Source organism: Ruegeria sp. N4 (genome assembly GCF_056531425.1).
Genome location: NZ_JBQFLT010000013.1, coordinates 17,063 through 40,840, shown reverse-complemented (window position 1 = coordinate 40,840; position 23,778 = coordinate 17,063). Strand labels below are relative to the sequence as shown.

At 59.9% G+C, this 23,778-nt stretch carries 22 protein-coding genes; 11 read left to right on the top strand and 11 right to left on the bottom strand.

The genetic code is table 11. The annotated features are described in order from the left end of the window. The first annotated feature begins 4 nt into the window (after positions 1 to 4). The 7 genes from ftsA (at position 5) to ACR0LW_RS17580 (ending at position 9,261) form a co-directional block, all read left to right on the top strand. Entirely contained in the window at positions 5 to 1,339 is a 1,335-nt protein-coding gene (gene ftsA, locus ACR0LW_RS17610; protein ID WP_170452079.1) for a cell division protein FtsA, read from the top strand. After that, positions 1,326 to 1,739, top strand: a complete 414-nt coding sequence (locus ACR0LW_RS17605) for a hypothetical protein (RefSeq protein WP_480582281.1) — start codon at positions 1,326 to 1,328, stop codon at positions 1,737 to 1,739. Before ftsA ends, ACR0LW_RS17605 begins: the two co-directional genes overlap by 14 nt. Positions 1,740 to 2,088: 349 nt before the next feature. Then, on the top strand, positions 2,089 to 3,690 hold the full coding sequence (gene ftsZ, locus ACR0LW_RS17600) for a cell division protein FtsZ (RefSeq protein WP_480883627.1): 1,602 nt from the start codon (positions 2,089 to 2,091) through the stop codon (positions 3,688 to 3,690). Between the two features lie 213 nt (positions 3,691 to 3,903). Beyond that, positions 3,904 to 4,824 (top strand): UDP-3-O-acyl-N-acetylglucosamine deacetylase, encoded by a 921-nt coding sequence (gene lpxC / locus ACR0LW_RS17595; protein WP_170633564.1) that lies wholly within the window; start codon positions 3,904 to 3,906, stop codon positions 4,822 to 4,824. A 126-nt stretch (positions 4,825 to 4,950) separates the two neighbouring features. Continuing rightward, the gene (locus ACR0LW_RS17590; protein ID WP_170452073.1) at positions 4,951 to 5,793 is read left to right on the top strand and encodes an outer membrane protein assembly factor BamD; all 843 of its coding nucleotides are present in this window, start codon (positions 4,951 to 4,953) and stop codon (positions 5,791 to 5,793) included. Positions 5,794 to 5,824: 31 nt separating this feature from the next. Further along, complete coding sequence (gene recN / locus ACR0LW_RS17585; RefSeq protein ID WP_480883625.1) at positions 5,825 to 7,474, top strand: DNA repair protein RecN; 1,650 nt, start codon at positions 5,825 to 5,827, stop codon at positions 7,472 to 7,474. A 101-nt stretch (positions 7,475 to 7,575) separates the two neighbouring features. Beyond that, positions 7,576 to 9,261, top strand: a complete 1,686-nt coding sequence (locus ACR0LW_RS17580; protein ID WP_170452070.1) for a chloride channel protein — start codon at positions 7,576 to 7,578, stop codon at positions 9,259 to 9,261. Here ACR0LW_RS17580 and ACR0LW_RS17575 read toward each other — a convergent pair. Continuing rightward, a complete protein-coding gene (locus tag ACR0LW_RS17575; protein WP_170523393.1) occupies positions 9,258 to 10,625 on the bottom strand; it encodes a DUF3179 domain-containing protein in 1,368 nt (455 codons plus the stop codon). The genes ACR0LW_RS17580 and ACR0LW_RS17575 overlap by 4 nt on opposite strands. Before the next feature lie 189 nt (positions 10,626 to 10,814). Between ACR0LW_RS17575 and ACR0LW_RS17570 the strand changes: the two genes are divergently transcribed. Continuing rightward, the gene (locus ACR0LW_RS17570; protein ID WP_480883622.1) at positions 10,815 to 11,936 is read left to right on the top strand and encodes a TauD/TfdA family dioxygenase; all 1,122 of its coding nucleotides are present in this window, start codon (positions 10,815 to 10,817) and stop codon (positions 11,934 to 11,936) included. 43 nt (positions 11,937 to 11,979) lie between these two features. Here the strand turns inward: ACR0LW_RS17570 and ACR0LW_RS17565 are convergent, their stop codons facing one another. The 7 genes from ACR0LW_RS17565 to ACR0LW_RS17535 all read right to left on the bottom strand — a co-directional run bounded on the left by ACR0LW_RS17565 (position 11,980) and on the right by ACR0LW_RS17535 (position 18,593). Continuing rightward, the gene (locus ACR0LW_RS17565) at positions 11,980 to 12,321 is read right to left on the bottom strand and encodes a DUF427 domain-containing protein (RefSeq protein ID WP_170452064.1); all 342 of its coding nucleotides are present in this window, start codon (positions 12,319 to 12,321) and stop codon (positions 11,980 to 11,982) included. A gap of 63 nt (positions 12,322 to 12,384) precedes the next feature. Then, positions 12,385 to 14,175, bottom strand: coding sequence for an aminopeptidase P family protein (locus tag ACR0LW_RS17560; protein ID WP_480883620.1), 1,791 nt, complete (start codon positions 14,173 to 14,175; stop codon positions 12,385 to 12,387). An 85-nt stretch (positions 14,176 to 14,260) separates the two neighbouring features. Next, complete coding sequence (gene cobT, locus ACR0LW_RS17555) at positions 14,261 to 16,138, bottom strand: cobaltochelatase subunit CobT (protein WP_170452060.1); 1,878 nt, start codon at positions 16,136 to 16,138, stop codon at positions 14,261 to 14,263. A 120-nt stretch (positions 16,139 to 16,258) separates the two neighbouring features. Continuing rightward, positions 16,259 to 17,245 carry a cobaltochelatase subunit CobS gene (gene cobS / locus ACR0LW_RS17550; protein WP_170452058.1) on the bottom strand — a complete coding sequence of 329 codons (987 nt, stop codon included), beginning with the start codon at positions 17,243 to 17,245 and terminating at the stop codon, positions 16,259 to 16,261. A gap of 150 nt (positions 17,246 to 17,395) precedes the next feature. After that, the gene (locus ACR0LW_RS17545) at positions 17,396 to 17,662 is read right to left on the bottom strand and encodes a methyltransferase family protein (protein WP_480883618.1); all 267 of its coding nucleotides are present in this window, start codon (positions 17,660 to 17,662) and stop codon (positions 17,396 to 17,398) included. Continuing rightward, complete coding sequence (locus tag ACR0LW_RS17540) at positions 17,659 to 18,000, bottom strand: hypothetical protein (RefSeq protein WP_480883616.1); 342 nt, start codon at positions 17,998 to 18,000, stop codon at positions 17,659 to 17,661. Before ACR0LW_RS17540 ends, ACR0LW_RS17545 begins: the two co-directional genes overlap by 4 nt. A gap of 215 nt (positions 18,001 to 18,215) precedes the next feature. After that, entirely contained in the window at positions 18,216 to 18,593 is a 378-nt protein-coding gene (locus ACR0LW_RS17535) for a winged helix-turn-helix transcriptional regulator (RefSeq protein ID WP_170452054.1), read from the bottom strand. A 201-nt stretch (positions 18,594 to 18,794) separates the two neighbouring features. On the opposite strand from ACR0LW_RS17535, the gene ACR0LW_RS17530 reads away from it, so the two are divergent. After that, the gene (locus ACR0LW_RS17530; RefSeq protein WP_480582262.1) at positions 18,795 to 19,544 is read left to right on the top strand and encodes a nuclear transport factor 2 family protein; all 750 of its coding nucleotides are present in this window, start codon (positions 18,795 to 18,797) and stop codon (positions 19,542 to 19,544) included. A 120-nt stretch (positions 19,545 to 19,664) separates the two neighbouring features. On the opposite strand, the gene ACR0LW_RS17525 is transcribed toward ACR0LW_RS17530, so the two are convergent. After that, complete coding sequence (locus ACR0LW_RS17525) at positions 19,665 to 20,291, bottom strand: J domain-containing protein (RefSeq protein ID WP_170452049.1); 627 nt, start codon at positions 20,289 to 20,291, stop codon at positions 19,665 to 19,667. A 107-nt stretch (positions 20,292 to 20,398) separates the two neighbouring features. Between ACR0LW_RS17525 and ACR0LW_RS17520 the strand changes: the two genes are divergently transcribed. Beyond that, positions 20,399 to 20,653: a BolA family protein gene (locus ACR0LW_RS17520; RefSeq protein ID WP_480883613.1), complete on the top strand. Its 255-nt coding sequence runs from the start codon at positions 20,399 to 20,401 to the stop codon at positions 20,651 to 20,653. A 261-nt stretch (positions 20,654 to 20,914) separates the two neighbouring features. Beyond that, complete coding sequence (locus ACR0LW_RS17515) at positions 20,915 to 21,976, top strand: glycosyltransferase family 4 protein (RefSeq protein WP_480883611.1); 1,062 nt, start codon at positions 20,915 to 20,917, stop codon at positions 21,974 to 21,976. 23 nt (positions 21,977 to 21,999) lie between these two features. Here ACR0LW_RS17515 and ACR0LW_RS17510 read toward each other — a convergent pair whose 3' ends face one another. Together ACR0LW_RS17510 and pepT are read right to left on the bottom strand one after the other, a co-directional pair. Further along, complete coding sequence (locus tag ACR0LW_RS17510; protein ID WP_480883609.1) at positions 22,000 to 22,410, bottom strand: DUF4177 domain-containing protein; 411 nt, start codon at positions 22,408 to 22,410, stop codon at positions 22,000 to 22,002. 80 nt (positions 22,411 to 22,490) lie between these two features. Next, positions 22,491 to 23,735, bottom strand: a complete 1,245-nt coding sequence (gene pepT / locus ACR0LW_RS17505; RefSeq protein ID WP_480883607.1) for a peptidase T — start codon at positions 23,733 to 23,735, stop codon at positions 22,491 to 22,493. Positions 23,736 to 23,778 lie beyond the last annotated feature (43 nt).

Sequence of the window (23,778 nt, the reverse complement as noted above, 5' to 3'; positions counted from 1 at the left end):
CATGATGACCGATCTTTATCAGTCCCAGCGCGCCATGCGGCAGATGCGCAGACAAGCGATGCAACGGGGCGTTATCGCCATTCTGGATGTGGGCAGTTCCAAGATCGCATGCCTCGTGCTGCGCTTTGACGGGACCGGTCGGCTGAGCGAAGACAACACCATCGGGTCGATGGCCGGGCAGACCGGGTTCCGTGTGATTGGCGCGGCGACCACACGCTCGCGCGGGGTGCAGTTCGGTGAAGTCACCGCGATGCAGGAAACTGAGCGCGCCATTCGCACCGCCCTGCAGGCGGCGCAGAAGATGGCCGACATTCGTGTCGATCACGTGATCGCCTGTTTCTCGGGCGCGAACCCGCGCTCTTACGGTCTGGACGCGCAAGTTGATCTGGAAGGCCAGCTTGTGACCGAGGCCGAGGTGGGCCGAGTGCTCAACGCTTGCGACGTGCCGGATTACGGGGCAGGGCGCGAGGTGCTGCATGCCCAGCCGGTGAATTTTGCGCTGGATAACCGCTCGGGCCTGATCGATCCGCGCGGGCAACTGGGCCAAAGCCTTGCCGTGGATATGCATATGCTGACCGTCGATGCGGTTGCGATCCAGAACATCGTGCGCTGTATCAAACGCTGCGATCTGGAACTGGCGGGGATCGCGAATTCGGCCTATGTGTCGGGCATCTCGGCGCTGGTCGAGGACGAGCAGGAATTGGGTGCCGCCTGTATCGACATGGGCGGTGGCACGACCAGCGTCTCGATCTTCATGAAGAAACACATGATCTATGCCGACTGCGTGCGCATGGGCGGCGATCACGTGACGCAGGACATCTCGATGGGGCTTGGCGTGCCGACGGCGGTGGCCGAGCGGATCAAGACCTTTAACGGCGGCGTCCATGCCACCGGGGCCGATGATCGCGACCTGATCGATATCGGCGGCGATACCGGCGATTGGGAGCATGATCGCCGGACCGTCAGCCGGGCTGAGCTGATCGGTATCATGCGGCCTCGGGTCGAGGAAATTCTGGAAGAGGTCCGCGTGCGGCTGGATGCCGCCGGGTTCGAACACATGCCCAGCCAGCAGATCGTTCTGACGGGCGGCGGCAGCCAGATCATGGGGCTGGACGGTTTGGCGACGCGCATTTTGGGTCAAAGGGTCCGCCTGGGCCGTCCGCTGCGCGTTCACGGCCTGCCGCAATCGGCGACAGGGCCGGGCTTTTCTTCGGCCGTGGGTCTCAGCCTGTTTGCGGCACATCCGCAGGACGAATGGTGGGATTTCGAAATTCCGGTCGACACCTATGCCGCGCGCCCGTTCAAGCGCGCCGTGCGGTGGTTCCGTGACAATTGGTAAAACCTTTGTTGGCGCCATTCTGGCGTTATGGCCGGGTCTCGCCCCGGCCCAAACCCTGATCACGCCCGAGGTTTTTCTGGACTCCGTTATCGGCAAAACCGTTATGTTCTATGAGATCCGCAGCGGCGATCTGGTCGGAACGGAGGAATTCCTGAACCACAGAACCTCGGTCTGGCGGGAAGCAGGGAGGGGCTGCGTCTACGGGCAGATCACCACGCCCAACGGCCAGATCTGTTTTTTGTATGACAATGACCCGGATGGCATTCCGGTTTGCTGGTGGCCGTTTCTGCACGAAGACCGCCTGATGGTCCGGCTGGCGTCATTGACAAACGGCGAAATTCAAGAGGTTCGCAGCATCACCGAAAACGGCTTGGACTGTCCAAGTGCCCCGATCAGCTAAAGAAACCGGTTGCGGCTGCGGGATTTATCCCTAAAGATATCCACAAGGCCCGTCAGAGGCCCGGCGGCAGGACATTGAGCAGTTTTCCGCCCTACCAAAACCGGGATTTCCGTCCGTGTGCAAATCAATCGCCACGGCGCGGTTTTCGGCTGTCTTGTGGCATCTTTAGGCCGCTCCGCAAGATTTGGCGGCAGGTGCGAAATGCCGCCGTTTGATGCCTTATTTCCTCCATATTTTGTGGATTTGCGCGATTTTTGACGTGACCTTTGCGCATCACAAGGATAGAATCGAACAAGGATAGGTAAGAAAAACACCGCTTTGGCGGAACAAAAATACAGGCGGACAGAGCATGACATTGAATCTTTCGATGCCCGGGCACGACGAACTGAAGCCTCGGATTACAGTATTTGGCGTTGGCGGCGCAGGCGGCAACGCAGTCAACAACATGATTGAAAAACAGTTGGACGGCGTCGATTTTGTCGTCGCCAACACCGACGCGCAGGCGTTGCAGCAAAGCCAGTCTTCGGCGCGGGTGCAACTGGGTGTGAAGGTCACCGAAGGTCTGGGGGCAGGGGCCCGTCCGACGGTTGGGGCCGCCGCCGCCGAAGAAAGCATCGAACAGATCGTCGATCATCTGGCAGGTGCCCATATGTGTTTCATCACCGCCGGTATGGGCGGGGGCACCGGTACCGGGGCCGCGCCGATCATCGCGCAGGCCGCGCGGGAACTGGGTGTGCTGACCGTTGGCGTTGTCACCAAACCCTTCCAGTTCGAAGGTGCCAAGCGCATGCGCCAGGCCGAAGACGGCGTCGAGGCGCTGCAACAGGTCGTCGATACGCTGATCATCATCCCGAACCAGAACCTGTTCCGTCTGGCCAATGAAAAGACCACGTTCACCGAGGCGTTCTCGATGGCCGATGACGTTCTGTATCAGGGCGTCAAGGGCGTGACTGATCTGATGGTGCGCCCGGGTCTGATCAACCTCGACTTCGCGGACGTGCGCGCCGTGATGGACGAGATGGGCAAGGCGATGATGGGCACGGGCGAGGCGACCGGCGAAGATCGGGCCATTCAGGCCGCCGAAAAGGCCATCGCCAACCCGCTGCTGGACGAAATCAGCCTCAAAGGCGCGAAGGGCGTGTTGATCAACATCACAGGCTCGCACGACCTGACACTGTTCGAACTGGACGAAGCCGCCAACCGCATTCGCGAGGAAGTGGACCCCGAGGCCAATATCATCGTCGGTTCGACCCTCGACACCGCGATGGAAGGCGGAATGCGCGTTTCGGTCGTGGCAACCGGGATCGATGCCACGGAAAAAACCAGCGATGTGCCAGTTGCGCGCCGTTCGATGTCCGAGCCGCTGACCCGCACTGTATCGGCCGAAGAACCTGTGCGTGATGAAGCACCTGCCGCGGCAGAAGTGGCAGAGGCCGCGCCTCAGATGCCGGAAAACCGCGAACCCTCGCTGTTCGAGGCAACCGAAGAGCCCGCGCAATTCCAGCCGCGTGACGAACAGGACGATGATGGCCTTCCGCCGCCCGCCTACCAACCGCGTGTCGCTGAATTCGAACCGCAGCCGGAACCTGTTGAGCAGGCGCCGGACGCCTACGCCGCGCAACCGCATGCGGCGGGAACGCCTTCGCCCGAGGCGCTGCAGCGCTTGCAGGCGGCGGTGCAAAATGTCCCCTCGGCAGCACAGCGTCTGACCGCAACACGGTCGCCGGAACCCGCGCCGCAGCCGCAAGCTGAAGCCGAAGAACGCCCCCGCTTTGGCTTTAACCGTCTGATCGACCGCATGACCGGTCACGCCGCGGATACACCCGCGCAGCCGGTCCGTCAGCAGCCCGCGATGCGGCAGGCTGACGCCACGGCACCTGCGCATGAAGAAGCGGATCCCGACCAGGAGCGGATCGAAATTCCGGCTTTCCTGCGCCGTCAAGCCAACTGATCGCGGTAACAAAATGAGCATCAGGGGTCGCCATCAGGCGGCCCTTTTTCTATATTTGTTAGGGATTTATGAGCAGATAAGCAGGGTTTTGCCGATCTGTTACATTGATGTTTCATTCAGTTGCAAAGAGTGAGTTGAGCCTGACCGCCCGCTTCCTTAACTGGGTGTCCAACACAGCCGTCCGAGGCTGGACACCACTCGCTGAGGCCCATTTTGCAACATACGCTCAAATCTCCGGTCACGTTCAAAGGCGTCGGACTGCACGGCGGTCAGCCTGTTGTCATGGTTCTGAAACCGGCAGCAGCAGGTCATGGCATCTGGTTCAAACGGACGGATATCGAGCTGGGCAACGCTTTGATCCCTGCCATCTATGACATTGTCGAACGTACGCCGCTGTGCACCCGACTGATCAATGATGCAGGCGTGTCGGTGTCGACCGTCGAACATATCATGGCGGCGCTGGCGGGTTGCGGCGTGCACAACGCGCTGATCGAGATTGACGGGCCCGAAGTGCCGATCATGGACGGGTCGTCCATCGACTTTGTGCGGGGCATCATGGCCAAGGGTGTGCGCCGTCAGGCCAGCCCGGTTCTGGCTTATGAAGTGCTGAAACCCGTCACCGCATCGCGCGAGGGGGCCAGCGCATCTATCGCTCCGGCGGATGGGCTGATCATCGATTTCCATATCGACTTTGAAGATGCCGCTATCGGCAATCAGACCAAAACGCTGGATATGCGCAACGGATCCTTCGTGCGCGAGCTGAGCGATTGCCGCACCTTCTGCCGCCGTATCGACGTGGAAGCCATGCGCGAAAACGGTCTGGCCCTGGGTGGTACGCTGGAAAACGCTGTTGTGGTGCAGGGTGACGAGGTTCTGACCCCGGGTGGCCTGCGCTATGCGGACGAAGCCGTTCGCCACAAGATGCTGGATGCGTTGGGTGATCTTTATCTGGCGGGCGGTCCGATCCTGGGTCACTTCACCGGTGACAAGTCCGGCCATTCGATGACCAACACCCTGCTGCGCAAGCTGTTCGAAACACCCGGCGCGGTGCGTCCGATCCTGTGCACACCTGAACAGGCAGCCCGTCTGCCGGGCCAGGGCCTTGTTCTGGATGAAATTCCGGCGGTCGCCTGATTCAATCAACTCTGACGACATTTGCGACAGAGCGCGCATAAGGCGTTTTGCACCGGAAATATCTATGCTAGACCATGGCTCAATTCGGGGCAAACCTCGTTGAGTATGATGACAAGGATGGGCGGTATGGTTGGCAGCAAAGCGGCAGTCAGGTTCGCGGGCGCGATTCTTCTGGCAGCAGTTTTGACAGCATGTGGTAACAGGGGCGCTGACCGCGAACAGAACCTTGAAGGCTTCACGCCCGAGCAGATTTATACGCGTGGCGAATATGAGCTGTCGCAGAATCGCTCGGACGACGCGGCTTGGTATTTCTCGGAAGTCGAACGGCTTTACCCCTATTCGGATTGGGCCAAACGCGCGCTGATCATGCAGGCGTTTTCATTCCATGCCGACAAGAATTACGAAGAAAGCCGCGCCGCCGCGCAGCGCTATATCGACTTTTACCCCACGGACGAAGATGCGGCCTATGCGCAGTATCTGCTGGCGCTCAGCTATTATGACCAGATCGACGAAGTTGGCCGCGACCAGGGCCTGACCTTTCAGGCCCTACAAGCGCTGCGCACGGTGATCGAGGTTTATCCCGACAGCGAATATGCCACCTCGGCCGTGTTGAAGTTCGATCTGGCCTTTGACCATCTGGCGGGCAAGGAAATGGAGATCGGGCGCTATTACCTGCGTCAAGATCACTATATCGCGGCCATCAACCGCTTCCGTGTCGTGGTCGAGGATTTCCAAACCACGTCGCACACTGCCGAAGCGCTGTATCGTTTGGTCGAGGCCTATCTGTCCTTGGGTCTGTTTGATGAGGCGCAGACCGCAGGCGCGATCCTTGGATACAACTACCAGTCCTCGGAATGGTATGACGATGCCTACAAGCTGTTGACCTCGCGCGGGCTGGATCTGAAGAGCCGTGGCAACAACTGGCTCAGCCAGATTTATCGCCAGACGATCAAGGGCCAGTGGTTGTAAGCTGGTGACGGTCTGGGGATGCTAACACCCGATGCTGCGCGCCTTAGATATCCGTGACATGCTGATCATCGACCGGTTGGAACTGACGTTCCAGCCGGGCCTGAACGCGCTGACCGGTGAGACCGGGGCGGGCAAGTCGATCCTTTTGGATTCGCTGGGGTTCGTTCTGGGTTGGCGCGGTCGGGCCGCACTGGTCCGGCAGGGTGCGGCGCAGGGCGAGGTGGTGGCCGAGTTTGAGCTGCCCGACGGCCATCCGGCCCATGCGGTTCTGGCCGAGGCCGGTTTGCCGGGCGGAGAGGAATTGATCCTGCGCCGCGTCAACACCGCCGAGGGCCGCAAGACCGCCTGGGTCAATGACCGTCGTTGCTCGGGCGAGGTGCTGCGGGCGCTGTCCGAAACGCTGATCGAATTGCACGGCCAGCATGATGATCGCGGATTGCTGAACCCGCGCGGCCACCGGGTTTTGCTGGATGACTACGCTCAGGTCTCGGAACAGTTGGCATCGGTGCGCCGTGCGTGGTCCGAGATGTCGCGCAGCCGCAAGGCATTGGCCGAGACCGAGGCCGCGCTGGCCGCGATGCGCGCTGAAGAGGAATTTCTGCGTCATTCCGTGGCCGAGTTGGACAAGCTGGACCCGCAACCGGGTGAGGATGCCGATCTGGATGCGCGCCGCCGCATGATGCAGGGGGCCGAGCGGATCCGCGATGACGTCGCCCGCGCATTTGACCTGTTGGGCGGTGAAGGTGCCGAAGGCGCGATGTCGGATGCGATGCGCTGGCTGGAAGGTGTGTCCGACAATGCAGGCGGGCAGTTGGAAGACCCCATCGCTGCGCTGGGGCGTGCCCTGATCGAATTGGGTGAGGCGCAGGACGGTGTGAACGCCTGCCTTCAGGCGCTGGATTTCAATCCGGCGGAACTGGAAGCCGCCGAAGAACGCCTGTTCGCGATCCGCGCGCTGGCCCGCAAGCATGACGTGGCACCGGATGATCTGGGCGCGTTTGCAGATACTCTGCGGGATCGTCTGGGTCAGTTGGATGCCGGTGACGCTGATCTGGCCGAGCGTCGGGCCGCTGTCGACGCTGCGCAAGCCGCATATGATACGGCTGCGGCCAGGCTCAGCACGGCCCGCCAAAAGGCCGCCGGGCAGTTGGATGCGGCGGTCATGGCCGAGCTTGCGCCGCTGAAAATGGAACGGGCGGTGTTTCAGACAGAAATCTCGCCAGCCGATCCCGGCCCCGAAGGCACCGATGCGGTGGCCTTCACGGTTGCCACCAACCCCGGCGCGCCGTCGGGGCAGCTGAACAAGATCGCCTCGGGTGGTGAGCTCAGCCGGTTTCTGCTGGCGCTCAAGGTTTGCCTGTCCGGTGATGACAGTGCCAGAACGATGATCTTTGACGAGATTGACCGGGGCGTCGGCGGTGCCACTGCCGATGCCGTGGGGCGGCGGTTGGCCTCGTTGGCGCAAGGTGGGCAGGTGCTGGTCGTCACACACTCACCCCAAGTGGCCGCGCGCGCTGCGCATCACTGGCGGGTGCAGAAGCAGGTAAGCGCGGGTCAGACCCTCTCGACTGTTGTGCCCTTGGCCGAAGGTGATCGCGTGGATGAGATCGCCCGAATGGTGTCGGGCGACACGATCACCGACGAAGCGCGCGCTGCCGCCCGCGCCTTGCTGGACGCCTGACGCCGCTTGTGGCGTTTCCTGGTGCCTCCACCGTCGCTATCGCACTTTTATATGGCCGCCCCGTGGCTTACTAAGGGGTATGTATTGATCCCCGAGGGCCAATGACCCAGTCAACCCGCACCGTTCTGCGCAACCAGCTCAATCAGGCCATGGCCGCGATCAAGGATGCGTGGCGGGTGATGCGGCGGCGTGGGCCCAGCCAGATTCAGTTCTGGTTCATCGCCCTGGCCATCGGAATCGCCGCCGGGTTCATGGCGCTGGGGTTCCGCAAGGCGATCCGCGCGCTGCAGGCGTATCTCTACGACACCGAGGATATTCTGCTGCTGCACAGCCATGCAGAGATGCTGCCGTGGTTCATGGTGTTGATCATCCCCATCATTGGCGGTCTAATCGTCGGTATCATCCTGAACAAGTTTACCGATGATGGCCGCGTGCGGTCTGTCGCGGACGTGATCGAAGGGGCCGCCGTCAGCGATGGCCGGGTAGAAACCAAGGCTGGTATCGCCTCGTTCTTCGCCTCGCTGATCACGCTGAGTTCCGGCGGCTCAACCGGTCGGGAGGGACCGGTGGTGCATATGGCCGGTGTCATCTCGACCTGGGTCAGCAACCGCATCCACGCCGACGGGATCACCGGGCGGGATCTGCTGGGGTGCGCGGTCGCCGCCGCCGTTTCAGCCAGCTTCAACGCGCCCATCGCCGGGGCGCTGTTCGCGCTTGAGGTTGTGTTGCGCCACTTCGCCGTGCACGCCTTTGCGCCCATTGTCATCGCCTCGGTCGCAGGGACTGTGATCAACCGGCTGGAATATGGCGATGTCACTGAATTCACGCTGGATACACCCGGATCGCTGCAATTCTACGTGGAACTGCCCGCCTTTCTGATCCTCGGGCTGATCTGCGGGTTTGTGGCCTTGCTGCTGATGCGCTCGATCTTCTTTGCCGAGGATATTGGCAACCACATCCAGAACCGCCTGTCTCTGCCCGGTTGGCTGCGTCCGGCTGTGTCCGGTGCGATGCTGGGCCTGCTGGCGATCTGGTTCCCGCATATCATCGGTGTGGGGTATGAAACGACGACCCGCGCCCTGACCGGCGATCTTGTGTTGACGACGGCCATCCTGTTTGCCGTGGTCAAGACCGTTGCGGTTGCCATCACCATGGGCGGGCGCATGGGGGGCGGGGTATTCTCACCCGCGTTGATGATCGGCGCGCTGACGGGGCTGGCCTTTGGTCTGATCGCCACCGGTTTGTTGCCCGACGTGTCGGGAACCCACACGCTCTATGCCTTTGCCGGAATGGGGGCGGTTGCGGCGGCTGTTCTTGGTGCGCCGATCTCGACCACACTGATCGTGTTTGAATTGACCGGAGACTGGCAGATCGGTCTGGCCGTGATGGTGTCGGTGTCGATGTCCACTGCGCTGGCCTCGCGTCTGGTGGATCGGTCGTTCTTCCTGACCCAGCTTGAGCGTCGCAATGTGCATCTGGCCGCCGGGCCGCAGGCCTATCTGCTGGCCATGCTGCGGGCCGGGGCAGTGATGCGGCCCATTGGCGACGCGCGCTCGATCACCGCCGACGAGGCGCGCGCGCTGATCGAACAGGGCCTGTGTGTCAAGGCCAGCGCCACGCTGGAGGCTGCGATGCCCTATTTCGACCGGGACGACATTCCATGCATCCCGGTGATCATCCTGGAAGACGACGGGACCGAAACCCCGGTTGGTGCCTTGTATCACGTCGATGCGCTGAAGGCGTATAACCGCGCGCTGGCGGCCACAGCGGCCGAGGAGCATTCCTAGCCCCGATACACGCTCGCGGCGTCGCCCAGATAGTTGTCCCAGGCAAACCAGTACGAGATATGCCCGGCCACCCGTGGCAATTGGGTGCCATCCGGGCCGATCAGCATTTCTTCGGTCAAGGTCCATTTGCGGCCTGCTTCATCCACCAGACCGCCATCCGCAGCCGTGAACCTGTGGCCGGCACGCTCATAGGCGCGGACGGTGCGCCGATCCGGATTGCCAATCAAAACCAAAGGCCGGTTCGCAATCGCATCGTTGATCACGCGGGTTCGGCTGAACGCATCTAAGGGCCAGGCCCGTGCCGCGCCAAACTGGCGGATCGCAAACACATAGTCCTTTTGCCGGTGCTGCGACTGATCCACCTGCGCCGGGAACATCAGTTCGGATGAGGCAAAATACTCGCGATACACCACGCCCGAGCCATAGTTCCGCCGATGCCCGGTGTTCAACGACAAGGCCCGCGTGTCAGGGTGCGAGGTTTTCCAGCTGTCCCAGGTGGTGATGACAACCGGTCGCTGTTTCAGTTCTATCCCGCTGTCGACCAGCGGGCCGACGACAGGCTTGCCGGTATATTGGTTCCACAGCGAATGCGTCTCGCGGTCAAACATCAGCTTGTTGGAACGGTAAAGGAATCCTGACGAGCCAAACACAAAGGGCTTGCGCCGACCCGCAACCTGCGTTTCGAACAGGATGCCGGACCCGCATAGGGTGCAATAGGCCAGGGCGACCGGGACCCCGCCAATCACCTCGTTAAACATCTCGTGCCAGCCCATGATCCGCAGCGGATAGGCGCGCGTGTCGCCGTTGATCGAGACGCCAAAGACCAGATCGTCGTCCCTGAGGTAACTGGCATCCGAGGCCGAGATCAGCGTTGGATTGTCCAAGGAGGGGATGCCGTCCTTGTAAACGCCGCCCCATGCGATCTCTTCCAGCCGGATTTTCATCCTGTCGCGCGCCAGGTATTCGGGCCGCAGGAACAGATCGAAGTTCTGATCGATCCCCAACAGAACTTCGCGTTTGAACGGGATGAGCGACGGGTGGGGCACCAGTTGCGGGTTCCGTTCCTGCCAGAGCATCCAGTCAAACCAGTCGGTGCCGTGTTTCTGGCCCGAGAGGGTTTCAATCACTTCGGAAATCTCGTCCCGCCGCCGGTCGGCAAACCGCATTGCGGTGATCAGGGCCGGAACCACATCCGGGTTTCCTCGCCGTATCAGGTACGCCATCTGTGCTTCAAAATCGGTGCGACCGGAATACAGCGTGCTGCGTATGGCCTCTAGCACCGGATCGCTTTGCGCCCACACCGCCCCCGGCACTAACGCTCCGGCCCCGATCAACCCGGCAAATCTGCGACGTGAAACAGACATGGCGCCCTCCTGTTCGCATCCACATTCAGTGTGCACGCCATATGCTTCACATGCACACCACAGTCGCGTGAGCAGGATACGCGAATTTGAAATTGGCTTTGCGTCAAAATTCGGATCTCGTCATGGTCGCGTCAGAATCCCGGAAACGGGACCAACACATGCGGTTGTTTCATCTGCCAGGAGCCAGCGATGTCGAACACAAATGGTGCGGTTGCTCTGAAAGATCAGGGGCTCGTTCTTCACGCCGGTGGGCAGGACGTCTATTTCAACTATTACTGGCTGCGGGACAATTGCACCTCGTCTTTTGATCCCGAACTGCGTGAGCGCACGTTTGACATTACTTCGCTGACTCAAGCCCCGCAGGCCAGATCGGCCGAGGTTGAGGGCAATGATCTGATCATCGATTGGCTGGGTGAAGACCACCAAAGCCGGTATTCAATCGACTGGCTGATGGAATTTCAGACACGCGGCGGGCGGGATGATCCGGCGGTGCTTCCCAGAAAGCTCTGGCGGTCCGGGCACAGCGACAGCTTTCCACGGTTCAGCCAACATGACGTGATCCACGACATGCCAACCCGCGCGGCCTGGGCCCGTGCCTTGCTTGAAGAAGGCGTCGCCGTCATCACGGATATGGAGGACAGCGACGAGTCCTTGACCAAGCTCGCCAATTGCCTCGGGCTGGTCCGGCCCTCGGTCGCTGGTGAGTATTTTGATGTGAAGGTCCACATAGACCCCGTCAATCTTGCGTTCACGGCCAATGCGCTGGAGATGCATACCGACACACCGTCAGAAGAAATGGCGCCCGGTGTTCAGTTTCTGCATTGCCGCAGAAACAGCGTGGATGGGGGCTACAGCCTGTTTGTCGACGGGGCCGCCGTGGCCGAAGACTTCCGCGCCGAACATCCCGAAGACTTTGATCTACTGGTCCAGCATCAAGTGCCGTTTTTCTATGACCACGAAGATTTCGACTGGCGCGCGCATCAGCACGTGATCGAACTGGATACCAATGGCACCGTGTCAGGCGTGACCATCTCGCAGCATATGGCGGATGTGTTTGATTTGCCCCAGGACGTTCTGGATGCCTATTACCCGGCTTTCAGCAAGTTCCTGCGGGCAATCAACAGCCCCAAATACCTCAACCGCTTTCGCATGCAGGCCGGAGAGTGCTTTGTCTTCGACAACCACCGGATCGTTCATGGCCGCGAGGCGTATTCTGCCACAAGCGGAGAACGCTATCTGCGGGGATGTTACATCGACCGGGGCGAGATGCGATCAAGCTACCGCACGCTGGTGCGCAAGGGCTATGTCTGATCCGCGCCGCAGCCCAGGGCAAATACAGGTGAGCCAAACAGGTTTAAATCTGTTCAACCTTCACTGACTCCGCCGGATAAAACGCCAGATAACCCTTGATCTCGGCCATGGCAGGGATCGGGTTTTCATAGCTCCAGGCGGCGTTTTCTGTCACCGATGACTTGTTCACGATCGAATAATGCGTCGCGTCGCCCTTATGCGGGCAATGCGTAACCTTGTCCGTCTGATCCAGAAACGCCATCGCGATATCCGCGCGAGGAAAATAGACCACTGGATCCAGATCGCCTTCCAGCAGTACCAGAGCATTGCTGCTTTCGCCCAGAACCGCACCGCCCGAGCGAACGCTCCACTTTCCGTCCGCCTTCTCGATTGTGATCTCAGTCATATTTCGTCTTTTCCTCGCCTTTTTCGGGCCTCTCCTCTGCCCGTTCCATGTAACAGTCCGATGTCAAATCGGCGCTGTTGCGGCATCCAACCACAGTTGAGCCTCAGGGCCCAGCCTTGGCCGGATCTTTTCTGCAACGGCCTGATGATAGCTGTTCAGCCAGGCGCGTTCGGTGGAGGTAAGCATATCTACCAAGATCAGGCGCCGGTCAATCGGCACGTAAGTCAGCGTTCGCCATTGCAGCATGGCGCGTTCATCATCGCCGTCAGGTAGGTTGGGGGCTTCTTCGACCACGACAAGATTTTCGATGCGGATACCAAACGCGCCTTCGCGGTAATATCCGGGCTCGTTCGACAGGATCATGCCGGGTTCCAATGGCACGTGGCTGATCCGCGACAGGCGCTGCGGGCCTTCGTGCACGCTTAGGTAAGCGCCGACACCGTGACCGACCCCGTGATTGAAATCCTGTCCCGCCTGCCACAGCGGCACCCGGGCGATGCATTCAATGTCACGTCCAGACAGCCCGACCGGCCAGCGCAGCATCGACAGATTGATCATGCCCTTCAGAACGCGGGTGAAGCAGGCTTTCTCGATCTCTCCGACCTCACCTATCCCAATGGTTCGGGTGATATCGGTGGTCCCGTCCAGATATTGCCCGCCACTGTCCAGCACCAGCAGATGGCCATTTTCCAACCTGCTATCGGTCGCCTCGGTCACCCGGTAATGCATGATCGCTCCATGGGGGCCGGTTCCCGCGATTGTGTCGAACGAAATGTCCTGCAACGCATTGTCTTTACGCCGGCTCTCTTCCAGCCGCGTCACGACCTGGGTTTCAGAGACGGTACCGGGGCCTTGTCCATCCAACCAGCATAAGGTTTCGATCACCGCAACCGCATCACGCAAATGCGCCTCGGCGCTGCCTGCGATTTCAGCCGGGTTTTTACAGGCTTTCGGCACGGCGCAGGGATCGCCGCCGTCAACCATCTTGTCCCCCGAAGCGTCTGCAACGATCTGAGGTACCGTGTTCGGATCCACCTGAACGCGTCCTTCCAACCGACCGACAGCATCCAGAAACGCCGCAGGGTCCCGGACCGAGACCTGATCCCCCAAATGCTCGCGTACACCGTCCAGCTTTCCGGCGGCCATGAACAGATCAACCTGCCCAGCGGCGTGCAAAATCGCGAACCCATGCGCCACAGGGTTATAGGCGATATCCGAGCCGCGAATATTCAGCAGCCACATGATCGAATCCGGCAAGGTGATCAGCGCCGCCGCGCGCCCGGACGTATTCAAACCCTCCGCCAGTCGCGCGATCTTGCTTTCGGCGGTTTCCCCGGCAAATTCAATCGGATGGGCTGCCACAGGGTTCATTGGCGGGGCAGGCTGATCCGCCCAGATCCGGTCTACCAGATTGTCACTGCGCACCAGTTCAATATCGCTACCCGCAAGCTCTTTCGCCACGGCCGAGACCTGACCGGCCGCGTGCAGCCAGGGGTCAAACCCGACCTTGCCGCCCTGCGGCAACTGCTCTTTCAACCAGGTGCTCAGGCTGACATCCGGCCAGGGGACCGGAGTGTAGACCTCGGCAACCTGCGCCTTGACCTGCGTCCGATACCGCCCATCGACAAACACACCGGCCACATCGCGCAGCGCAGCGCAGAACCCGGCCGAGCCGGTAAACCCGGTCAACCAGCCCAGCCGCTCATCCCGTGGGGCCACATATTCCCCCTGGTGCGCATCTGCGCGCGGGATCAGAAACCCGTCCAGCCCCTCTTGCTCCATCTCGGCCCGCAATGCAGCCAAGCGCGGCGGCCCCTGTTCCGGACGCGCCGTAACTTCAAAAGACTGAAACATCATTCCCTCCCTCAAACCGAAGGACGGCTTGAAACGCCGCCTCTTCTTCTTGTCTAAAATACGGCCGCCGGAGGCAAGGCCAGCCTTAGCTGGCCTTTTTCATTCCCATCACACGGGCGCGGGCGCGTGGATCGCTGTCAAACAGCGCCGCCAGTTGTTCGGTCATCGCGCCAGCCAACTGCTCGACATCGGTGATCGTGACGGCCCGATCATAATACCGGGTCACGTCGTGGCCGATCCCGATAGCTAGCAATTCGACCATCTTGCGTTTTTCGACCATGGCGATTACATCGCGCAGGTGTTTTTCCAGATAATTTGCCGGGTTCACGCTCAGCGTTGAATCATCGACCGGAGCGCCGTCCGAAATCACCATCAGGATCTTGCGCTGTTCTCGCCGCGCCAGCATGCGGCGATGGGCCCATTCCAGCGCCTCACCGTCGATGTTTTCCTTAAGCAACCCCTCTTTCATCATCAGACCCAGATTGGCCCGAGCGCGCCGCCAGGGCGCATCGGCCCCTTTGTAGATGATATGGCGCAGATCGTTCAGACGCCCGGGCTGTTGCGGGCGGCCATCGTTCAGCCATGCCTCGCGCGCCTGACCGCCTTTCCACGCGCGCGTGGTAAAGCCCAGAATCTCGACCTTCACATTGCAGCGCTCCAGCGTCCTTGCCAGAACATCAGCACAGACGGCGGCGATCGAGATCGGACGCCCGCGCATTGAGCCTGAGTTATCCAGCAGCAGGGTCACCACGGTATCGCGGAACTCGGTGTCTTTCTCGACCTTGAAGCTCAGCGGTGTGGTCGGGTTTGCCACGACACGCGCCAGACGCCCGGCATCCAGAATGCCTTCCTCGCGGTCAAACTCCCACGACCGGTTCTGTTGCGCCTGCAAACGGCGTTGCAGCTTGTTGGCCAGACGGCTGACAGCCCCTTTCAACTGGTCCAGCTGCTGATCGAGATAGGCGCGCAGCCGTTCAAGCTCGGCCGGTTCGGCCAGATCCTCGGCGGCGATCTCTTCGTCATGCGTGTTCAGGTAGACCTTGTAATCCGGGTCAGCCTCGGACGCGGGGGGCGGGGCAGGCGGTTCCAGTGGGGCCTCGCCGTCCGGCATCTCGGCCTCATCGCCCATCTCATCTTCGGCCATCTCATCCATCGAGACCTGTGCCTGAGACTGATCTTGCTGTTCTTCCTGCGTTTGCTCGGGCGTGGCGTCGGCGTCTTGCTCGTCCTGATCATCCTGCCCGGTGCTGTCGGGATCGGGCTGTTCGTCCGCGTCGTCCTCGGCCTGATCTTCCTGCTCGTCATCCAGCTCATCCGGGTCATCGCCCAGCTGGTCGCCATAGCCCAGATCCTTGATCACCTGACGGGTGAATTTGGCAAACTCGGCCTGATCCGAGAGAATATCGTCGAGGTTTTCCAGCGTGCCGCCCGCCTGTTCCTCGATAAACCCGCGCCACAGGTTCATGACGTTTTCCGCTGCAGGCGGCAGATCGCGCCCGGTGGCCAGATGCCGGATCAGATAGCCTGCCGCCACCGACAGGGGCGCTTCGGCCGGTTGCTTGCATTGATCATACCCGCGCCGCAGCGCTTCGTGGCCAATCTTTACGTCGATGTTCGACGCCGTGCCGGGCATATCCCGCGCACCCATCGCCTCGCACCGCGCGACCTCCATCGCTTCATAAAGATCCCGCGCCATGTCGCCCGGAGGCGCATAGCGCGCATGGGTCGCGTCATCATGGTATTTGCGTTGCAACGCCAAGGCATCCGCCGTGCCGCGCGCCAGCAACACCTCTTCTCGAGTCATCCGGCGCGACACCTGAGGCAGCCGCATCGACTCACCCGACATGCCCGAGGGATCGACTGTATAGGTCACCGACAGTTCGGGATCATCGGCCATGACCTTGGTGGCCTCGGCCAGGGCCTTCTTGAACGGATCAGCAGGGTTGTCGTTCTTCTGTGCCATGTCCTAAGCCCTCATCAAAGTGACCTGCCCAACGCGGAGAAGACTAACGGATCCGCCTTCATCTGGCCAAAAATATCCCCGCCGGAGGCATTGCGCCCGAAACGGGCGCAATTCGGGTGCTTACCCCAAGCTCGCGCTCGCCGCGCTTTCCGGCAGTTCCTCATCAAAGCAACGCTGATAGAACTCGGCCACGGTCTGACGCTCCAACTCGTCGCATTTGTTCAGGAAAGACAGACGGAAGGCATAGCCGACATTACGGAAAATCTCGGCGTTCTGGGCCCAGTTGATCACGGTCCGTGGGCTCATGACGGTGGACAGATCGCCATTCATGAACGCGGTCCGGGTCAGGTCGGCGACTGTGACCATCTGGCTGACGGTCTTGCGGCCCTTCTCGGTGTTGTAATGCGGGGCCTTCGACAGAACGATCATCGTTTCGGCGTCGTGGCTCAGGTAGTTCAGGGTCGAGACCAGTGACCAGCGGTCCATCTGCGCTTGGTTGATCTGCTGCGTGCCGTGATAAAGGCCCGTGGTGTCGCCAAGACCAACAGTGTTGGCGGTGGCGAACAGGCGGAAGTTCGGGTTCGGCGTAATGATCTCGTTCTGGTCCAGCAGGGTCAGCTTGCCGTCATGCTCCAGAACACGCTGGATCACGAACATCACGTCGGCGCGGCCTGCGTCGTATTCGTCGAAAACGATGGCAACGGGGTTGCGCAGCGCCCAGGGCAGGATGCCTTCGTGAAATTCAGTCACCTGCTTGCCGTCGCGCAGCTTGATCGCGTCTTTACCGATCAGGTCGATCCGGCTGATGTGGCTGTCCAGGTTCACACGCACGGCAGGCCAGTTCAGACGGGCGGCGACCTGTTCGATATGGGTCGATTTTCCGGTGCCGTGATAGCCCTGGATCATCACCCGGCGGTTATGGGCAAAGCCTGCCAGAATCGCCAGCGTCGTCTCTGGGTCGAACTTGTAGGTGTGATCAATGGCAGGCACACGGTCGCTGGCCTCGGCAAAGCCCTTGACCGCCATGTCGCTGTCAATGCCAAACACTTCACGGACCGAGATCTCTTCGGTTGGTTTTGCGTTGATGTCGATCGATCCGTCAGCCATGCGCCTTGTCCTTATCCTTTGACCCGTATTGCCGGGTTTGAACCCGTGTGTGGTGCAACATATTGCAGGCAAGGGCAAGGGAAAGCCGCCACTTGAAGAAGCTGACCGGATGTTTCTTTTCAACTGGCCTTATCGGTTGGTCTGAAACGATTAGTGCAGGATCGCTCTGCGCAATCTGATCAGGCTGCGCTCATCAACAAATCGTGGCGTTTGGCGCATGTAGTCCTGAAAGGCGCGGCCATATCCCTGAAGCAGCCATCTTTCCTCGTTCAGAACGAATAGAAAGTAGATCAGGAACAGAATGGCCGCCAAGGCCAGGGTCAGCCACGATCCGCTGGAGATCCCCAGACCCACCGTTGCCAGCACCGAGGTGACATATTGCGGATTGCGCGAATAGGCATACATGCCGCCTGTCACCAACCCGTCGCTTTCGCAGTAGGTATTGTCGAGCCCAGAAACCTGTACCCGCGCAGAGTAATTCCGAAGGACAGAACCATGATCGGCACCCCGATGGCGTAGCGCACCCAATGGCCCCAGCCGTTCACCCAAACCTCGGACAAAGCGAACACGACGGTGGCCCCGCAAAACAGCCGAAACAGCCCGAACGCCGCGTGATGCCGCCACCCGCTGGCGCTGGGCCACAGACCCAAACGCGGCAAACGCAGGTTCAGGGCAAGATACAGGCTCAGCATCAGGGTCGAACCGAGGGCCAGCACCACTGAGACCTCGTGAATGGTGTAGATCAGGTTGTCCATATCGCAGTCCAAACTCGCTGTTCGCGTCAAATCGGATATGGGCAGATTACGCGGCCCACGGGACAGGCCGTAACAAGGGTTTGTAACAGGTTGAGGACGACGAGATGCTCTGAACGATCAGGTTCGTATTGGACGTCACGTTTGAGGGCTGTGGAGCCACCCCATGCAGGCGTCAGAGTTGCAATTTGCTAGCGCCGGTGATCGGCCATAACCGCTCAGTCCTGATGCGCTTTTTCATATTCCAGCCGCGCAGCCTTGACCTGCTCCTGTCGCGTGCTGGACCAGAAGACCAACGGTTTCAGATGCTCCAGAAGGCTACGACCCAGCGGGGTCAGTTCGTAAGACACAGCGACCGGAGGACCAGGATCAACGGTCCGTGTCAAATACCCATCGCGCTGAAGCCCCCGCAGGTTTTCGGTGAGAACCCGCTGTGTCACATCGCCGATGCAGCGCTTGATCTCTCCAAACCTTTTCGGTTCATCCTCAAGCGACAAGATGATGATCATGCGCCACTTGCCCGTAACATTCGACAGAACGGAGCGAATGGGGCAGTTCGATGCTTCGGCTTTGCTTTCAACGCCTATGGGTAGCATTTTCGCCTCGGTGCAAATTGAATACCAGCGTCGATTACCATACCGATGTTCGGCGATTCAAGCGCCCTTGGACCAGACCAGGTATCCTAAAACATACCTTGTTTCATTTTAGTGCGTAATTGAAACGTAGTGCATTTTTGATACCAGCTATTGCCATAACGCGAATCGAAAGGACGCACGATGACACCTAAGGAACTGGTTATGGCTCTGTTTACAGCAGCCTTTGTTGAACATGACCCGCAAGCGGCCAAAGATCTGCTGGCCCCGGACTACATTCAACACAATCCTTCAATTCCAACCGGGGCCGACGCATTGCTGAGCGTTATTCCGGCAATCGAAGCCTCAGGCATGACCGTCACAACCCACCGCGTCATTGCCGAGGGGGATTATGTCGTCTTGCACAACACTTTTGAAAACGCCGATGCTTTTGGCGCCCCGACCCTTGTTGCCTTCGATGTGTTCAGGGTCGAAGACGGGCTGGTTGCTGAACACTGGGACAACTTGCAAGCCCCGCCTGAGACCACGGCGTCGGGACGCTCAATGACAGATGGGCCGGTCGAGTTGGCCGATCATGGGAAAACGGCTGAAAACAAACAGCTTGTCGTCGGCTTCGTGCGGGATGTCCTTGCCGGAAATGCCCCCGAGAAAGTCACCGATTACATGGACCCTGCCGTTTATCGTCAGCACAATCCGAACATCGCGGATGGCTTGGATGGCCTAATGGCAGCGGTCGAGGCATTTGCGGCGCAAGGGATGGTCATCACCAAGTTCGAACCGCAGATTGTTGTTGCCGAGGGGAACTTTGTCTTCGTGGCGTCGGATGCCGTCATGGGTGGCGAGCCGTGGGCGTTTTTTGATCTTTGGCACGTCGAGAATGGCAAAATCGTCGAACACTGGGACGTCGTTTCGCCCATCCCAAACGAAATGGCCCACGACAACGGTAAATTCTGATTGTGCTTGGCAAGACCTATTGCATGGGGTGGGGGATTCCAGCCCGTGCAATTCGATCTTCAAATCAGGCGTATCTGATGATCCCACAACCCTATTAACAAGCGAGGCTTGGGCCAGACGTCACTTGAAGTTCCGGCTATCCTTGATCTGATCCCAGGCCCAGACGACCTCTTGCAGCTGTTCCTCTTGCGAGCGGTCGCCGCCGTTCATGTCCGGGTGCAGTACCTTGATCAGCTTCTTGTAGGCCTTGCGGACCTCGGCTTTGGACCAGCTGTCATTGGCTTCCAGAATCTCGATTGCACGACGCTCGGTGGGCGGCAGGCGACGGCCTCCTCCGCCTGAGGTGCGGCCCTTGTTCTGGGTGCTGTTCGAACCCAACACCTGATGCGGGTCTTCGATGCCCAGGCGGGCCCAGGCACGGGCTTCGGGATCGCCCATGGGTTTGGTTTCACGTTCCCAAACCTTGTCTTTCGAACGCTGCGCGTTCAGCTCGGCCTCGGTCGTGCCGTCGAAGAAGTTCCATTTCTGGTTATATTCGCGCACATGCTGCTGGCAGAACCAGTAGAAATCATCCAATACATCCGGTGCTTTGGGCGCGCGGTACTTGCCGGGTTCTTCACATCCCGGGTGGTCGCAGATCCGCACCGAGGTCTCAGACGCGCCCGACATACCCCGACGCCCGCGCGGGTTCTTTTTCTTGGCGCTGGAAACGGACATATCAAATCCGAAGGGGTCTGACTTCGCCATGCTGTGATCCTCACGAACGCATCTTTTCGACTCGGAGGCAGCAGTTTAGTCTAAGCAGCCGAAAGTAGAAGAGGGGCGCGGCAAAATTTTTGCCGCTGAGCATAAAAATGAACGTGACCGACGAAATCCGAACCCGCCTGCAAGCCGCATTCGATCCGCGCGAGCTGGAGGTTGTCGATGACAGCGAAAGCCATCGCGGCCATGCGGGGTATCAGGACGGAGGCGAGAGCCATTTCAACGTCCGCATCCGAGCCTCTGCATTCGAGGGGCAGTCCCGCGTCGCCCGCCATCGCGCGGTGCACAAGGCGTTGGGGGATATTGTGCCCCGGATCCATGCGTTGGCGCTGGATATCGACGTCTGACCCTGTTCCAAGCGGATCACAGAATCGCTTGGGCCGTTTTCCGGCGGTCGCCGTCAAAATTGCGTTTCTAATTCGCATGGGATTCCGGTCTTGCAGAGCGATTGTTCAGGCTATGACTTTGGCGAGAGTTATAGAAACCGGCCAGAGACCAATTAGAGCGTCGTTTTTCGTCTTAATTTTAATTTAACAAACGATTTGTTGTATGAACTTCTGGCGTGGTTTAGCGTCACGAAGCCTGCTGATTTGTTTTAGGGTGTTTTGGTGCGAGTACTATTTGTACAGGCCGGATTTGGGCCGGGTGGTGCGGAAAAAGTTATCTCAATGTTGTCGGGGCATTTCGCCCGGCGCGGGTTGAAGGTGCATGTGACGGCCTTCAGCATGCCCGAGCAGGGGCCGTACTTCGAAAATCACCCCGATGTTGAAATCAGCGCGCTGACCGGGAAGTCGGGGCAGCTCAGGCGCTTGATGCACATCCGAAAAACAGTGCGCCAATTCAAGCCAGATCTGGTGATCTCATTTCTGACCAAGGTCAACGTGCTGACCTTGCTGGCGACGCTGGACAAGCGCATTCCAGTCATCATTTGCGAGCGCAACAACCCAAAACGGCAAAATGCCCATCCCTTGTGGTTGAAGTTCAAGGCCGTGTTGGGGATGCGGGCTGCCAAAGTGGTCGCTTTGACACAAAAAGGTCTGGCGGATTTGCCACCGACGCTGCGCAAGCGCGGCATTGTTATTCCGAACCCGATTACGCCCTTTGATGTCGTTGCCCCGACAAAGACCGGACCCGCGCGCAAATTGGTTTCGATCGGACGGCTGGTGCCCCAAAAGGGCTTCGATATGCTTCTGCAAGCCATGCAACGTATTCACGCGCACAGCCCCGAAACGACTCTGACAATATACGGAGAAGGGCCCGAACGCGGCGCATTGGAAACGCTGCGTCGGGATCTGGGGCTTGAGGGCGTTGTGAATTTGCCGGGCAATACGCCCGAGGTCGGCCTTTGGGCAAAAAACAGTGAGATCGTTTTGGCGACGTCCCGCTTTGAAGGGTTTCACAATGTTGTCGCCGAGGCGGCGGTCAGTGGTATCCCCATTGTGTCCTTCGATTGCGACTATGGCCCATCCGATCTTATTGATCACGGTCGAAATGGTTTTTTGGTGCCGACCGGAGATGTCGATGCGCTGGCCGCGTCTGCCTTGCAGCTGATACAGGATCCGCACATGCGCACGGAAATGGCGGCCAATCACACTGACATACGCCACCGGCTGGCGCCGGACCTTGTGTTTTCGGTCTGGGATGACCTGATCGCCGAAGTCACGTCTTAGCGGTCGGGTACAGTCGGCAGGGTTTAGGCTTTGTCCGGCTCTTTTGCCGCATCATCGCTGTGTTTTAGCGTCAGGGGCGGTTCGTCTGCTTCTTCGGCGATGGGCTCGGGCGCTTGCACGGCCTCTGGCCCCGGAACAGGCTGGGCCAGCGGCACGCCTTCGGGTGTTTCGGTCGGGGACGGCGTGGGCACAACAGCCGCCGCGATCATCCGCCGGAACACCAGAACATTGCGCCAGTTCGTGGTCGATTTGGTCAGGCCCGAGCGTTCCTCGCTAGGCAGCAGTTCCGCCCGCTGGTATTCCCACCCGGCCTGCGCCATTTGGTTCAAAACCTGCTCAACCGAGGCCGCAAAGCGCCCCTCGACCGTTTTGACGCCCTTGGCCTTGGTGCCTTTTTGCGGGGCGGGGATCACCTTGTATTCGTAGCGCTGCATCAATTGTTTCCTAATGCCTGTTGCGGCCAACTTAGCACGCCAGTCCATGGGTGAAAGGGAGGTTGCGAAAATGGCGTCATTCAGCCGGTTTTCTGCGCCGCCTTGGCCACAACCGACAGGCACAATTCGGTTGCCTGTGCCATGTCCTGTACCGAAATCCATTCCAGCGGTCCGTGAATGCATTGCATCCCGGTGAACAGGTTGGGGCAGGGGGTTCCGAACTCGGTCAGGCGGGATCCGTCCGTGCCGCCCCGGATGGGAACGGAAAGAGGCTCGATGCCAAGCTCCTGACAGGCTTCTCGGGCCAGATCGACGGGAGTCATGTCGTTTTCCAACCAATAGCGCATGTTGCGGTATTGATGGCTGATGTCGCAGGTGATGGTCGCACGCGGTTCGGTGGCCTGCACCGCGTCGCAGACCTGACGCACGATCTGCCGTTGCGCCTCAAGGCCCTCCATCTCGAAATCGCGCAGGATCAGCTTGATCTCCATCTCGGATGAGCCGCCATTCATATCGGTGATATGGATGAATCCATCACGCCCATCAGTGGTTTCCGGGGTCATGGTCGCCTGCGGCAAGGTGTGCACAATCTTGGCGGCGAGGTGGGCGGCATTAACCATCTTGTCCTTCGCCAGTCCGGGATGGATCGAGACGCCGATAATTTTGATCACCGCGCGGTCGGCCGAGAAGCTTTCGTATTCGATCTCGCCCACTTCCTGACCGTCCAGCGTATAGGCGAAATCGGCCCCCAGGTCTTTGGGCAGTTGCGGGGTCACACCACGGCCGATTTCCTCGTCGGGGGTGAAGGCGATGCGGATCGGGCCGTGGGGGATGTTTTTGTTTTCAATAAGATGCCGCGCCATTGTCATCAGGATCGACACGCCCGCCTTGTCGTCGCCGCCCAGTAGGGTGGTGCCGGATGCGGTGATCAGGTCATGACCGATCTTTTCCGCCAGATAAGGATGTTCCGCAGGTGACAGCACCAGATCGGGATCATCGGGAAAGGAGATGTCGCCGCCGTTGTACCCTTTGATCACACGCGGCTTGACGCCGGTGGCGTTGAACTGGGGCGCGGTGTCCACATGGGCCAGAAAGCCGATGGTCGGGCCGGGCGCGGTGCCGGGGATTGTCGCCACAACAACGCTGTCGCCGGTCAGTTCAACATCCTGCGCGCCGATTGCCCTTAGCTCGTCACGCAGCAGGTTCAGCATGTCGAACTGAATGTCGGTGCTGGGGGTGGTGGCCGAGGTCTCATCGCTTTGGCTGTCGATGGCCGCGTAGCGGACCAGACGGTCCTCGAGTTCCTGATTAAATCTGTTCTGCATGGCACCCTCCGTCATCTCTGCCGAAGAAAGGGCGCAAATGAAA

Excerpts from the sequence above, each read along its gene's own strand:
- ACR0LW_RS17580 (WP_170452070.1), top strand. The coding sequence starts at position 7,576 with ATGACCCAGTCAACCCGCACCGTTCTGCGCAACCAGCTCAATCAGGCC.
- ACR0LW_RS17540 (WP_480883616.1), bottom strand. The coding sequence starts at position 18,000 with ATGGACAACCTGATCTACACCATTCACGAGGTCTCAGTGGTGCTGGCC.
- pepT (WP_480883607.1), bottom strand. The coding sequence starts at position 23,735 with ATGCAGAACAGATTTAATCAGGAACTCGAGGACCGTCTGGTCCGCTAC.
- recN (WP_480883625.1), top strand. The coding sequence starts at position 5,825 with ATGCTGCGCGCCTTAGATATCCGTGACATGCTGATCATCGACCGGTTG.
- ftsZ (WP_480883627.1), top strand. The coding sequence starts at position 2,089 with ATGACATTGAATCTTTCGATGCCCGGGCACGACGAACTGAAGCCTCGG.
- ACR0LW_RS17520 (WP_480883613.1), top strand. The coding sequence starts at position 20,399 with ATGAACGTGACCGACGAAATCCGAACCCGCCTGCAAGCCGCATTCGAT.
- ACR0LW_RS17560 (WP_480883620.1), bottom strand. The coding sequence starts at position 14,175 with ATGTTTCAGTCTTTTGAAGTTACGGCGCGTCCGGAACAGGGGCCGCCG.
- ACR0LW_RS17565 (WP_170452064.1), bottom strand. The coding sequence starts at position 12,321 with ATGACTGAGATCACAATCGAGAAGGCGGACGGAAAGTGGAGCGTTCGC.
- cobT (WP_170452060.1), bottom strand. The coding sequence starts at position 16,138 with ATGGCACAGAAGAACGACAACCCTGCTGATCCGTTCAAGAAGGCCCTG.
- ACR0LW_RS17530 (WP_480582262.1), top strand. The coding sequence starts at position 18,795 with ATGGCTCTGTTTACAGCAGCCTTTGTTGAACATGACCCGCAAGCGGCC.
- ACR0LW_RS17535 (WP_170452054.1), bottom strand. The coding sequence starts at position 18,593 with ATGCTACCCATAGGCGTTGAAAGCAAAGCCGAAGCATCGAACTGCCCC.
- ACR0LW_RS17510 (WP_480883609.1), bottom strand. The coding sequence starts at position 22,410 with ATGCAGCGCTACGAATACAAGGTGATCCCCGCCCCGCAAAAAGGCACC.
- ACR0LW_RS17575 (WP_170523393.1), bottom strand. The coding sequence starts at position 10,625 with ATGTCTGTTTCACGTCGCAGATTTGCCGGGTTGATCGGGGCCGGAGCG.
- ACR0LW_RS17525 (WP_170452049.1), bottom strand. The coding sequence starts at position 20,291 with ATGGCGAAGTCAGACCCCTTCGGATTTGATATGTCCGTTTCCAGCGCC.
- cobS (WP_170452058.1), bottom strand. The coding sequence starts at position 17,245 with ATGGCTGACGGATCGATCGACATCAACGCAAAACCAACCGAAGAGATC.
- ACR0LW_RS17570 (WP_480883622.1), top strand. The coding sequence starts at position 10,815 with ATGTCGAACACAAATGGTGCGGTTGCTCTGAAAGATCAGGGGCTCGTT.
- ftsA (WP_170452079.1), top strand. The coding sequence starts at position 5 with ATGACCGATCTTTATCAGTCCCAGCGCGCCATGCGGCAGATGCGCAGA.
- ACR0LW_RS17590 (WP_170452073.1), top strand. The coding sequence starts at position 4,951 with ATGGTTGGCAGCAAAGCGGCAGTCAGGTTCGCGGGCGCGATTCTTCTG.